This is a genomic window from Spirochaetales bacterium, from assembly GCA_016930085.1.
In the GTDB taxonomy this organism is placed as follows: domain Bacteria; phylum Spirochaetota; class Spirochaetia; order SZUA-6; family JAFGRV01; genus JAFGHO01.
This window is the reverse complement of the sequence record JAFGHO010000129.1, coordinates 38,356-51,759: the sequence shown is the minus strand read 5'-3', so window position 1 is coordinate 51,759 and position 13,404 is coordinate 38,356. Positions and strand designations below refer to the sequence as shown.

Below are 13,404 nucleotides of genomic sequence, written 5' to 3'. Positions count from 1 at the left end.
CTCCCGGGTTGATGGTCAGCTCCTGCATCCAGTCGTGGTTGACGTCGATCTGGACGCGGGCCAGAAGATTGTCGTAGTGGCAGCCTGAACCAATACTATAGACTTCAAACTCCGCGATACGGGCGACATTGTCGGGACCCGCGTCGATAATGTATAATCGTACATACCGCGAGGTTACCGTGTGCGGTAATATGGTCGTCGAGCAGGGGAGTTGGCCGGAATTGTCGATAGCGGCCGCGGTGGTCCACGGCCCCGACAGGGAAGGCCCGGTTTCTATCCTGAACAACGCGGTATTCCAGAATGAGTCCGCCCCTGTCGCACCTTCATGTCTGACAACAAAGCCGGTGATCTCGCATTGCTTTCCAAGATCCAAAGCCAGCCAGGATTCGGCTGAACCTCCATTACTCGCCCATTTGCTTTCGAGCGAAACAACGCCATCATAGGCTTTATCGCCGCCATAGGCGGAACCGTATACGCTGCTCGTCTGCCAGTGAACGGTATTGTAGGCGACATTTTCTCCCGCGGGCGACACCGTATTGCATGAATCCTCACCTGGATTTTTAAATCGCGCGACGAATCCCGAACTGTCGGTCAGCCATACATATTCTTCTCCGGGAGCATACCCCGTTTTCCAGGTGATCCATGTCCCCGGTGCAGCCCGGTTACTCTCATCCGTATGCAGCCACAGGTGGGGAATGGTAATATAATCGGGACCGCAATACCCTTCCTGGGCTACGAATCCGGCGAAACATGCTTTTGTTCCGGTCGCATCGACGACCCATTTCCGCTGCATACCGCCTTCGATGCAATGGGTTATCACAAGGCCCGGTACGATACCCCCCATATTCCCGGACAGGTAAAGGGGATCGCATTCCGCTTTTGGACATGGTTGTGAGGATGGAGTAAACCCGGTGACCAGGAACGGATTTCCTATCAGGTTGTTCCCCGCGCATTCCTCTTCGGGGATTCTTTCCGGATAACGGTTCCGGACAAATGATTTTGTCTCCACGTGGGATTCCATTGTGAACCAGGCTTTACCAAGATAATCGCCGTTACTCAGCGCATCATAGATCATATATTTATACTCGGTTCCGTAACTCCACGATGTGCCCGAACCTGCCTGACAAATGGAACTTCCAAAAGGATAGGCAACGGTGATATTGATGTTGCTCCCCGCCCCGCCGTTTGCGTCGTGAAAATCACCGCTGTGACATCCATAAATGAAGATCATAAGGGGGCCCTTTTTTAATGCCATCGCCTCATTGGAAAATGTTCCCCCATTGTCCCAGGTATGCCCCCATGAAAAAGCGTGCTGCCAGGTGTCGGCAATCTCATATGCCGTACCGTCAAGTCTTGCCTCTATATCCGTATCGCTGGTCAGGTCCCCCCCGACTCCGTCCGTCTCGACATTCGGTCTCCCGTAGATGCGTTCAAGCGGGGGTTTGACGGCAAGTACTCCAGTATCCCAGTTGTTATCATAGTCTTCATGAAAAGCCGCAAACGCCCTTTGGGGAACGGTGGTCAGGCCTGTGTAGTAATCGTGTGTCTTGTCAAGGAACGCATTGAGATGTCCTGCCTGATTCAACGCCGGCGGCCTCATCCAGCATACCCAGATTTCAGGTCCTTCATGCAATCCGAAAGAATGCCGGTCATAGCGGCCGTCTGCGTCGGTGTCGAAAAAGCTTCCGTCCAGATCCTCGTAGAAAATACTCGATATCCCGTAGTTGTCGGTGCCCGCGGGCCAGCTTTGTTCCCACAGGGCATACGGTATTTGCCCGACTAAAAGCGCGCCGTTTAATCCATTGGAATGATACTCGCTGATGAGAAATTCCCTGATGTATTCGCAAGTCAATGATTCCCAGTTTCTCGTACAGTGGACAAAAAGATCGACCGGAAAATTCCGCTCGACATCATTGATATAGCGGTTGAATTTTTCCAAAATACTGCCGTACAAACCGGAATCAACAAGAACGGCGATCTTGTCGGGAGGGGCTCCCGGTGCCGGTATAACGTTTTCTTCCTCCTTTATATAAGGATTGCAGTTAAAAAACATCGGCATAATCAATAAAATAAGAATAGAAAATACAAAACTTTTAAATACAGGTTTCTTCATCTTTCCGCTCCTTTCAAAATAAATAAGAATTATTTAAAAGCTTACCCCCGGGAGATTACGAATAACATACCTTTTTCAAGGGTTTTTATACCCCTAAAACAAGGTAAATGAGATAATTACTTGTTGAGTAAATAATTATTTTGCCGGGAAGCCTCGTTTTCTGTCCTTCTCGCCCCGGGCTTCCCGAAGCCCTTCGTGTAAAAAAAATAGTCAACATTCAAATCAGGTGCTTTCTGCCGCAAAAGTGTATTTATTCATCAAAAACAGGTGAAAAACCGATTGTAATGAATTAGAGTAGAGGGTAAGGTATGTGAGAGAGGGAGAGAACGTCGATGAAAACGGAAAAAAACAAGGAAAAGGAAAAAGAAGAAAAACAGAAGGAACAGGATGAAAAAAACGAGCTGGTCACCGCTATTTCCGGAGAAAAGGAAAAGGAGAAGAAGAAAGGTTTTTTCTCGCACCTGGCTGCCCGGGTGAAGGAGGAAAACGGCGGTTTCCTCAAAAAGGGTCCGGGAGGGCTTATCGACGAATACCGACTGTATAAAAGCAGGAAGGGACAGGTGATCCAGAAGTATGAGGCATACGAAACCGTCGTCTCCGGCGCCACGGATACGGTCGAGTTTTATGTGCTTCTCATCCTCTCGTGCCTTATCGCAACGGCGGGACTCTATCTCGATTCGCCGGCCGTCATTATCGGCGCGATGATCGTCGCCCCGCTTATGGGGCCGCTGTTCGGATTTTCCGCGGGGATGCTCTGGGGATCGGGGAAAGTGCTGCGCGAAGCCGTAACCACCCTTTTCAAGGGGACGGTCCTCGTCGTCGGGGTGACCGCGGCAATGTCCTTTTTCATTCCCGGTATCTCCGTCACCGGGGAGATGCTTTCGCGAATCAAACCTTCGTTTTTCGACGTTATGGTGGCGCTTTGCTGCGGGTTGATCGGCGCGTACGCCTTTGTTAACAAACGGGTCTCGTCGGCCATTCCGGGTGTGGCGATTTCGGTCGCCCTGATGCCTCCGCTGTGTACGGTGGGGATCGGCATCGGTCTCAGAAACTGGGATATGGCAAAAGGGGCGTCCCTTCTATACGGGATCAACCTTACCGGGATCTCGCTCGCCGCCCTCGTCGTCTTTTACCTTGTCCGGCTTCATCCGAAGGCGGAGGACGAAGGAGAGTTTTTGAAAGCGAGGGTACGGGCGATAGGACAGGTAATCGTATCCCTCATTATCATCTGTCTGATTTCGGTCCCCCTTGTTTATTTCGCCGTCGATGCCATACAATCGGGGCTGGACCGGGAGGTTGTTTATTCTTCCGTCCATGAATTGATGCCGGATGACAGGATATATTCATTGAATGTGAAAAAGGAGGATCCGATGCAGGTGGAAATCATCCTTCTTCACAGACAGGGGATGCCCCCCGTCGATCCCGTTCTGGTTGAAAAATCGATTCAGGAGGGTCTGGGGAGGAATATCCGGTTGACCGTTTATTCGATCGGGGAATGCACGCCGGTTGAAGCCGAAAAAGAAGAAGCGGTCATCGGCGCAGCGGATGACCGTTGAGAAACGGAAATATCCTGGTGTAGTGAAAAAGCGGTACCGGGAAAGCGGCGGTCACCGATTGACTCAAAGGGGGCGATAATTGACATAATCGTAAGGTATATGATAGGCAGAAGAGGGGCGCGGGCTTATATACCGAGGTATCGGAATACAATAAATATGGAGGTGATGTATGAACAATTCGGTCGGGAGATTTTTTGTTTTTATTGTTTGCGTCAGCGTTTTCTCGTTTTTGGCAGCCTCGTGTGTGGGTATTCCGGATAAGGTCGGCGACCTTATACCGGGGGGAGCATCGAAGGAGAAAAAGCTGGATGAAAAAACGATCATCGCGGGTCTCAAGGAAGCCCTTGAAATCGGGACAAAAAAAGCGGTCGAGATCGTTTCCAAAAAAAACGGCTATTTTAAAAACAAGGAAATATTCATTCCGCTCCCGAAGGATCTGAACGATGTGGCGAAAAAGCTGCGTTCCATCGGTTTTAAAAAGGATGTGGACAAGTTTATCGAGGATATGAACCATGCCGCGGAAAAGGCGGCGGAAGGGGCGGTCGATATATTCGTCGACGCGATAAAAAAGATGACGATGAAAGACGCGAGAAAAATACTGGAAGGCGCCGATGATGAGGCGACGAGGTATTTTGAAGACAAAACGAGGAAGAAACTCTATGATGTGTTCTTTCCCGTTGTCAAAAAGGCGATGGACAAACTGGGGGTGACGAAATTGTACAAATTTCTCATCGACACCTATAACGGGATTCCGGGCGTAAAAAAGGTTAAATACGACCTCGACGCATATATAACGAACAGGGCGCTTGATGGTCTTTTCCTGATGCTTTCCAAAGAGGAGAAGAAGATAAGAAAAGATCCCGCGGCACGGGTCACGGAACTCCTGAAAAAGGTATTCGGAAGTCTCTGACAACAGTGCGGCCGGGCGTGTACCGGCCATAATGAAAAGGAGTATGTATCGTCATGAAGAAGAAAAACGGGAAGGTGCATGAAGACCACGAACTTCTCAAATTCAAGAAACGGGATGAAACGGATTTTACCCAGACCGATCCGTGGCGGGTTTTACGGATACTCGGTGAGTTTGTCGAGGGATTCGACGCGTTGTCCGGTCTTGGGCCCGCGATTTCCATTTTCGGTTCCGCGCGGCTTAAAAAAGAAGACCGCTACTGGCAGGAGGCGGCAAAAACGGCGGAGATGCTTTCGGACGCGGGGCTGTCGGTCATTACCGGCGGGGGACCGGGCATCATGGAAGCGGGAAATTTCGGGGGATTCAAGGGAGCCTCAACCTCGGTGGGGTGCAATATCGAACTTCCGTTCGAACAGGAGCCGAACAGGTATCAGGATATCGATATAAGTTTTCGGTATTTTTTTGTCCGTAAACTCATGTTCGTGAAATATTCCGTGGGCTATGTGATTTTCCCCGGCGGGTTCGGAACACTTGACGAACTTTTCGAATCGCTTACCCTTATCCAGACGGAAAAGATAAAACCTTTTCCCGTCGCCCTCCACGGGAAAGAGTACTGGAAAGGGCTTTTAGAATGGATAAAGGAAACATTGCTCGGACACGGCTGCATATCCCCTGAAGATATCGGGCGCTTTGTTTTGACCGATACCCCGGATGAAACGGTCTCCTATATCGTCGATTTCTGTAAAAAACACAAGTATCTTTGACGGCCGGGGATAGTGTGAACCGGAAGACGGACGGATGAACCGGTTTTATTTTATCACGGCGAACGGCGCGTCGTAACGGGGCGGCCCGGACTTGCATAAATGCGGTATATTATGTATAGTTTTGCTGCAAAGGAGAGTAGCATGTCAGATATTGAAAAGCTCAATCATGATGAAAAGGTATTTCTTGCAGGCTGTATTAAAACGATGGTCCTGGCGGACGGAAACATATCGCCTTCCGAACTTACCGATATCGATCAGCTTTCGGGCCGTGAAGGGTTTGATGATTTCGACTCCTGCCTTAACGAGTTTGAAGAAACGTTGTCGAGTAATGAAGATTTCCGGGAATATGCACAAAAGATAACTTCCTCAGCCTCTAGGGAAATCATTCTCAAACATCTTGACGAAATTTCATTACGGGACGGATTACCGGCACCGGCTGAAAAAAAATTTTTCGATAAACTAAAGGAACTCTGGAAAGTGTAATCCGCATCCGGAATCGGTCTCCGGTTCATATATGAGCGGTTATGATGATAGTAGGGGACGTAAAGCGGCGGCCGGTGTCGGCGGCCGCGAGCTTTGGAGAGTCTTCCGTTTCCATTTAAAAACCAAACAGGAAGGGAAGGATCTGTTTCATGGCGAGTAAACCGTCAGATGCCGGCGGACGGCCGGCAATGACAAAACAACTCGGTCATGTTCATGTTTTCAGTCTGGCAAGCGGGGCCATGATAAGTTCCGGTCTTTTTGTCCTTCCCGCGGTTATCTACGGTATCGCCGGTCCCGCCATTATTTTGGGCTATATTATCGCGGGTATTTTAATGATTCCCGCCATGCTTGCCAAAGCTGAACTGGCAACCGCCATGCCCCGTTCGGGCGGGGATTATTTTTTCATACACAGAAGTTTCGGTCCGCTTTTCGGTACGTTCTCCGGGTTTGCCGACTGGTTTTCTCTCAGTCTTAAAAGCGCATTCGCGCTGGTCGGTATCGGCATTTTTTTAGGCCCGCTTTTTCAGGGGTTTTCGGATACGACAATCAAGGCGGTCGCGATCGGTTTCACTCTTTTATTCACGCTGCTTAATATCCTTAGTGTGAAGGGAAGCGGCAAGTTCCAGGTGATCCTCGTGTTCGGTCTTCTTTCCATCCTTATCGTCTATATTTTCCTGGGAATGGGCCATATCGATGTTTTGCGTTATACGCCCTTCCTGCCGAACGGCTGGATATCGCTTGTTACGGTGACCGGTATGATCTTCATTTCATTCGGCGGATTGACGAAAATTGTATCCGTTGCAGGTGAAATCAAGAATCCCCGCCACACGATTCCCGAAGGGATGTTTACCGCTTTTTTTGTCGTCATACTGTTTTATGTGCTGAGTGTCTTCGTTACCGTCGGTCTTCTCGACGCCGAAAGTTTCGGGCAGACACTGATCCCGCTGTCCAGGGGAGCGGGGGTATTTGCCGGAAACATCGGTTTTATCGCCCTTACCACGGCCGCCATGCTCGCGTTTATAACGACCGGAAACGCCGGAATTCTTGCCGCATCCCGGAACCCTTTCGCGATGGCAAACGACGCTCTGCTTCCTTCGATGCTCGCGAAGGTCAGCCTCCGGTTCAAAACGCCGGTCGTCTCCCTTATCCTGACAGCCGCGCTGATGACGGGGGTTATCGCTTTTCTCGATATCGAGAGTCTCGTCAAGGTCGCATCAACGATGATGCTGATCAATTTTTCTTTTGTCAATGTGGCGGTTATTCTCATGAGGGAAAGTAAAATCGTTTCGTACAAACCGACGTTTAAAACGCCTTTGTATCCGTATATCAATATCGCGGGGATCGTTCTCTATTTTTTTCTTATCGCGGTAATCGGGGTGGAAATGATCGTTGAAAGAGGGCCCCTTGGTGGGATGGTCACGTTCGGTATCACCGCCGGTTTTTTCCTTCTTTCACTCCTCTGGTATCTTTTATATTCCAAGTCTCGCAGTAAGCGTGATTCCGCACTCATCTGCGTTGTCGAAAGGGTCACGTCAAAGGAAATCCGGACGACACGGCTGACGGAAGAACTCCGTGAGATCCTTATCGAACGCGACCGGATAATCGAAGACAGATTCGACAGGATCATAAAAAACGCTGTCTTCGCCGATATCACCGAAGAAACTGACAAAGACGATCTTTTTTCGATGCTTTCTGAAATATTTTACGAGAAATTCGGGATTTCCGCGCGAAAAATCAATACCCTTTTCAGGAAACGGGAAAAGGATTCGACAACAGCCGTTCTTCCGGGGCTGGCCATTCCCCATATCATCATCGACGGCGAACATAAATTCGATATGGTCGTTGTCCGCTCAAAGCCGGGCATCCGTTTCGGGTCTTCGATTCCCCTCGTGAATGTGGTTTTCGCGCTTGCGGGGACAAGGGATGAACGGAATTTTCATCTCCAGGCACTTATGGCGATCGCACAGATTATGCAGAACAAGGATTTCGAACATCACTGGATGAAGACCCGCAGCACGGAAGATCTGCGAAACCTCATTCTTGTCGCGCAGCGAGTGAGGAAGGGGGAGGTATAGCCCCGCTTGTTTTTGGTTAATCGAGACCGATCGCGAACTCGACAACGAATCTGCCGAGATCCTGATCATAAAAACTGACGATGCTGCCGTTAATACTTTCGATAATCGACCGCACCATTGTCAGGCCGAATCCACTCGTTTCCTTGTATGGATTCCTGTATTTGGATTCGTCAAAGACCTCAGGAATCACAAGCTGGTCATTGATTTTTTTATTTATCATTTCGAGGGTACTTTCGGAAATGTCGGCTTCATTCGAAATGCCGATAACGAGTTCTTTATTGTTGTTTTTCAGTTTTGCCTCGAAAAATATGGTTGCATTGAAATGGTATCGCTTATCTGTTTTTTTTACATTTCTGTATTTCTCATCAAGGGGAACGTTTTGAAGCTTGTTGTGTAAGTCCGGATGCTGCATCAGGTATTTTTCGAAAGGATAGGTAAAGGCGTTGTCAACGAGTTCGGATATGATAAAGCCTATCGATTCCAGGTGAATTTCCGCTTTTTTTTGTAATTCTTTATCCTGTTTGCCGATAAAATAGATGAGTTTGTTTTTGAAATAGTATTTCAGGTAGTTGATATAGGTTTTATCAAAATCCTTTATCACCGTTACGCACGCGATCATTCCCTCACGCGGGTAATAAATTTCTTTCATCGACATCTTTTTTAGTATATCGTATTTCGCTTCAATTATGTCTTTTATGGAAAGAATCATGTTGTATTCTTCGATAAGACTGAATAAAATAAAAAATTCTTTTTCTTCGATATTCTTGTTGATCTGCACGACCAATTGCACATTTCCCGCGCCCGGCTCTTCCTGGATACTGATTTCGTAATTCAATTTCTTCTTCGACACATCCATTCTTCCTTATATCGTGTCCGGGTCGGGGATTTCACATCCCGGCCTTTTCGACATATAAAAAAGTAAAACCGCCGCTCGTCCCGACATCCCGGTTATAAAAAGCGTTTCCGCTACGCCAGTATCTCTCCGACAATTGACAGCAACTCAGTTTTTTTAAATGGTTTGAAAAGCACATGCAACGCCCCGAGATCCCGGGCGAGTGTCCGGAATTCCTCCGAATCCTCCCTGTATTTTCCCGTCATGAAGATGACTTTTGTCTGTTTGAAAATCTCTTTAAATCCGGCCAGGGATGAAATTCCGCCGAATTGAGGCATGACAACATCCATGATCACGAGATCGATGTTGTCCCGATCGATAATATCGACTGCTTCTATGCCGTCGGAGGCCTCGATCACTTCGTACCCTTTTTTCGCCAGGGTTGTTTTGACTACTTTTCTCATTTTCGGGATATCATCCACAACCAAAATTTTTTTCATGGCATCCTCCTCCACTCCCATTAATTATAGACCATGTAAACAAAAATGCTAATAAAAAAAAGCATGTAATATATGACGAGTGGATGTTATCACCATGGCTAAAATTTGGGCAGTGAGAAAATCGTGTTCATGATTGTCTCAATTATTGTTTTCTTTTTATCCGATTTCTCTATGGTATCGACATATTCCTGCATTTTTTCCATTTCACCCCTGTCAATCCAGAAGGCGCCGCATTCGGGGCAGTAATCCATGATGATATCGGAGTATTCGATGAAATTGATCTTTATCATGGCACTATCGGGACAATAGATGCACTTCATGATACCGTGGGTATCTTGATGCATATGATGATCGATAGAAGAAAACTCCAGATCTCCGGCCTTATGCTTGATAAGGTTATTGAGGTCTCCTTTTTTGATCCAGAAACCTTTGCAGCCCGCGCATTGCATAATCCGGATGTGCTCCGTATCGATCGGTGTAATCTTTCCGCCGCAGACTTGACATTCCATTGTATTACCTCTCTTCCTCTCTGAATAGTGCTCTTCAAAAGTATAGCGATATTTCCCGTTTTGTCAATGTAACCGAAAAAAACCGGCTGTTCTCCCGCCGTTCAATAATGACGGTTTCCGTGAACGCCAATATCCTGCGTCGTATCTGTTGACAGATTTACCGGAATAGTGTAGGGTACGGCATCTGTATTCATGAAAATCGGTATTCTCCGGCATGCGAACAGGCTAAAAGCGCAGCAGGAAAAACCGCATGGAAAGGCATAATCATAACAATAATGAACCCGTTAGATAAGGAGGAACAATGTATAAAATAGCAGTCATCGGAGGAGACGGAACAGGTCCCGAGGTAGCGAGAGAAGGTGTCAAGGTACTGAAGCGCGTGGGTGAAAAGTTCTCGATTTCTTTCGATTTCGAGGAGTTCGATTTCGGCGGAGAACGGTATCTGCGAACCGGTGAAACCCTCCCGGATTCGGCGATCGAAACACTCAAATCATTTCATGCGATTTATCTGGGCGCTATCGGTCATCCCGATGTGAAACCGGGAATACTGGAAACAGGGATTCTGTTAAAACTGAGATTCGCCCTCGATCAATATATCAACCTCAGACCTATCAAATTGTATCCGAATGTCGAGACGCCGCTTGCCAATAAACGGCCGGAAGACATCGATTTCATCGTCGTCAGGGAGAACACCGAAGGGCTGTATTGCGGTGTGGGCGGGTTCCTGAAAAAGGGCACCCCGGATGAAGTTGCGACACAGGAGATGATCAACACCCGCAAGGGGGTCGAACGGTGTATACGGTACGCTTTTGAATTGACAAAAAAAAGAAACAGGGAAAGGAAATTGACGCTGTGCGCGAAAACGAATGTCCTTACCTATGCCCATGATCTGTGGTGGAGAGCATTCAATGAAGTGGCAAAGGAATATCCCGATATAACACCGGACTATGCCCATGTCGATGCGACAACGATGTGGATGGTGAAAAATCCCGAATGGTTTGATGTGATCGTGACTACCAATATGTTCGGTGACATCATTACCGATCTTGGCGCCATGATTCAGGGCGGGATGGGTATCGCCGCGGGAGGAAACATCAATCCGGAAGGGGTATCGATGTTCGAACCCATCGGCGGTTCGGCACCCAAATATACGGGAAAGAACATGATCAATCCCCTTGCCGCAATATTCGCCGCGCAGATGATGCTCGAAGTGCTGGGTGAAGAAAAAGCCGCTTCCGCTATCGAAAACTCGGCCGTAAAGGTCATCGCCACGATGAAGAGTATGGCTGCCGGAAAAATGGGTTTTACGACAACGGAAATCGGCGACAAGGTCGCTGAAGGGGTTTAACCGCTTCCGGCCCGGCAAGTGCGATTTATGAATAAACCGCACTTGCCGGGAACGCGTTTCGTTTCACATCGCCTTTCGGCAGCCCCTTCAGATAGAAAAAAAATAAAGACCCCGATATGCTTTTTATATAAACACCTCATGCATTGATAGGATGATTTCCTGATTGTGTGTACCCACGAAAATGCATATAGTAGACATAGAAGGAAAAACCTTCCAGGGTAAAACAATAACGAGGTGTCAAAAAAAGGGGTTGAAATTATGAAAAAGTATATCGCCATCGTCGTTTTTATCATGACGTTGATCGCCGCAAGCACTCTTTTTTCACAGGAAATTGAAGTCCTCTACCGGTGCGCGCAACCCGAAGAGGAAATCAATAAAATCAAGCCGCAGTTTAAAATTCTCAATAAATCCGATTCGTCTCTGGCACTTTCGGACCTGACGGTACGGTACTGGTTTACTGCGGAAGGATATGTGGAATCCGAACTGAGTATCGATTACGCCGCCGTGGGCTCTTCAAATGTTTCCGGAAGTTTTACCGGCGAATATCTCCGGATAGCTTTCGGAAGCGGTGCCGGTTCGATTCCCCCCGGGGGCGACAGCGGTGAAATACAGCTTCGTATCGAAAAAACGAGTCACGGTTATTACATTCAGACAGATGATTATTCATTCGATCCCTCCTTTACCGATTTTTCCCCCCACACCAAAGTAACCTGTTACAGAAACGCCTCCCTCGTGTGGGGAAACGAACCGCCGGCACCGACCTCACCGCCGCCGCCGCCTCCTTCGGGTGACGATTGGCTTTCGGTCTCGGGAAACACGATCCGGGACAGAAACGGCAATGCGGTACGGCTTACCGGCATCAACTGGTTCGGTTTCGAGACCAATCCGCTCGGTCTCGGCGGCCTCCAGTCAGTCAACTGGATGCACGGATTCAACCTCATCAGCGAACGTGGATTCAATATTCTCAGGCTTCCCCTGAGTCTCGAGATCGTATCGGACTGGAAAGCCGGCCGGGACACGAAGGTACAGTTTGTCGACGGCACGATCAACCCAAGAATCGACGGTATTTCCAGTCTGACACTGCTCGATACCATCATGGAATATTGTAAAACCGTTGGTTTGAAAGTGATGCTCGACATGCATTGCCTGAACAATAATGTACGGGAAGCGCTCTGGTATAACGGTACGTATTCGCTTGCCGCGCTGAAATCCGGTTGGCAATGGCTTGCCGAGCGTTACGGCGATGACGATACCGTCATCGCCGCGGATATTTTCAACGAACCGCACGGCCAATCATGGGTCGATGTGACGGGAACCGCAAAATGGGACGGGTCGAACGATTCGAACAACTGGAGAAAGGCGGCCGGGGAGATCGCATCATCGATACTTTCCGTGAATCCGAACATCCTCATCATGGTGGAGGGTATCGAATGTTATCCGGTCGAGGGGGCAGCCTACGGATCGACAGACAAATACGATTACCTCTGCAACTGGTGGGGCGGAAATCTGCGGGGCGTTGCCGATTATCCGGTCGACCTCGGAAGCCATCGGAACAAGCTTGTCTATTCGCCCCATGACTACGGTCCTGATATTTATGTGCAGCCGTGGTTCGATCATTCCTTTGATATCAATTCACTCGCTGAGGAATGTTGGCGGCCGAACTGGTATTTTATCGTCGAATCGAATACCGCCCCTATTCTCATCGGCGAGTGGGGCGGCAAACTGGGCGGGGACAACCAGCGATGGCTTTCCGCCCTCGCATCGTTCATCGATCAGAACGGTCTCAATCATACCTTCTGGTGTTTCAATCCGGATTCCCACGATACCGGCGGTATCGTGGGGGAGGACTGGAATACGATCGACGAGTCGAAATACAACATCGTCAGACAGAGTCTCTGGCGGACGGGTTCGGGCGCGTTCATCGGGCTCGACCATGAAGTGATCCTGGGAACGAGCGGGAAAAACACGAATGTGGGGCATTCCACGGGCGATACGACACCGGTGCCCGTCGTCACTACTCCGCCGACCTCACCGCCCACTTCAACGCCGGACCCGACGGCACCCCCGGGTGGAACTGCCGTACCGACGCCCGGTTTTTTGATGGGGGACGTCAATGGTGACGGCACGGTCAATATTGTGGACGCACTTCTGGCAGCGCAGTATTATGTGGGACTCGAGCCCGCCGGCTTCGATATATCGGTCGCCGATACCAATTGTGACGGTACCGTCAATATCGTGGACGCGCTCCTCATCGCGCAGTATTACGTGGGGCTCGTCGACGGATTCTGCGGAGAATAGCGCTCCGTCGAGTCTGAGG

The 13,404-nt window shown here is 49.0% G+C and carries 11 protein-coding genes; 7 read left to right on the top strand and 4 right to left on the bottom strand.

Going from position 1 to position 13,404, the window contains the following annotated elements; all coding sequences use genetic code 11:
- Positions 1-2,113 (bottom strand): discoidin domain-containing protein (locus JW881_21660; GenBank protein MBN1700133.1); only part of this gene is annotated, 2,113 nt, incomplete at its 3' end.
- Between the two features lie 332 nt (positions 2,114-2,445).
- Here JW881_21660 and JW881_21655 point away from each other — a divergent pair.
- From JW881_21655 to JW881_21635, 5 genes are all read left to right on the top strand, one after another.
- Complete coding sequence (locus tag JW881_21655; protein MBN1700132.1) at positions 2,446-3,669, top strand: DUF389 domain-containing protein; 1,224 nt, start codon at positions 2,446-2,448, stop codon at positions 3,667-3,669.
- Positions 3,670-3,838: 169 nt separating this feature from the next.
- A complete protein-coding gene (locus tag JW881_21650; GenBank protein MBN1700131.1) occupies positions 3,839-4,579 on the top strand; it encodes a DUF4197 domain-containing protein in 741 nt (246 codons plus the stop codon).
- 53 nt (positions 4,580-4,632) lie between these two features.
- Positions 4,633-5,340, top strand: coding sequence for a TIGR00730 family Rossman fold protein (locus JW881_21645; protein ID MBN1700130.1), 708 nt, complete (start codon positions 4,633-4,635; stop codon positions 5,338-5,340).
- A gap of 141 nt (positions 5,341-5,481) precedes the next feature.
- Positions 5,482-5,823: a TerB family tellurite resistance protein gene (locus JW881_21640; GenBank protein ID MBN1700129.1), complete on the top strand. Its 342-nt coding sequence runs from the start codon at positions 5,482-5,484 to the stop codon at positions 5,821-5,823.
- A gap of 149 nt (positions 5,824-5,972) precedes the next feature.
- On the top strand, positions 5,973-7,898 hold the full coding sequence (locus tag JW881_21635; GenBank protein MBN1700128.1) for an amino acid permease: 1,926 nt from the start codon (positions 5,973-5,975) through the stop codon (positions 7,896-7,898).
- Between the two features lie 16 nt (positions 7,899-7,914).
- Here the strand turns inward: JW881_21635 and JW881_21630 are convergent, their stop codons facing one another.
- From JW881_21630 to JW881_21620, 3 genes are all read right to left on the bottom strand, one after another.
- Positions 7,915-8,748, bottom strand: a complete 834-nt coding sequence (locus JW881_21630) for a hypothetical protein (GenBank protein ID MBN1700127.1) — start codon at positions 8,746-8,748, stop codon at positions 7,915-7,917.
- A gap of 116 nt (positions 8,749-8,864) precedes the next feature.
- Positions 8,865-9,230, bottom strand: coding sequence for a response regulator (locus JW881_21625; GenBank protein MBN1700126.1), 366 nt, complete (start codon positions 9,228-9,230; stop codon positions 8,865-8,867).
- Between the two features lie 98 nt (positions 9,231-9,328).
- On the bottom strand, positions 9,329-9,739 hold the full coding sequence (locus tag JW881_21620) for a zf-TFIIB domain-containing protein (GenBank protein MBN1700125.1): 411 nt from the start codon (positions 9,737-9,739) through the stop codon (positions 9,329-9,331).
- A 301-nt stretch (positions 9,740-10,040) separates the two neighbouring features.
- Here JW881_21620 and JW881_21615 point away from each other — a divergent pair, with 301 nt between their 5' ends.
- Both JW881_21615 and JW881_21610 read left to right on the top strand, forming a co-directional pair.
- On the top strand, positions 10,041-11,087 hold the full coding sequence (locus tag JW881_21615; protein ID MBN1700124.1) for a 3-isopropylmalate dehydrogenase: 1,047 nt from the start codon (positions 10,041-10,043) through the stop codon (positions 11,085-11,087).
- Positions 11,088-11,345: 258 nt separating this feature from the next.
- Positions 11,346-13,385 carry a cellulase family glycosylhydrolase gene (locus JW881_21610; GenBank protein ID MBN1700123.1) on the top strand — a complete coding sequence of 680 codons (2,040 nt, stop codon included), beginning with the start codon at positions 11,346-11,348 and terminating at the stop codon, positions 13,383-13,385.
- Positions 13,386-13,404 lie beyond the last annotated feature (19 nt).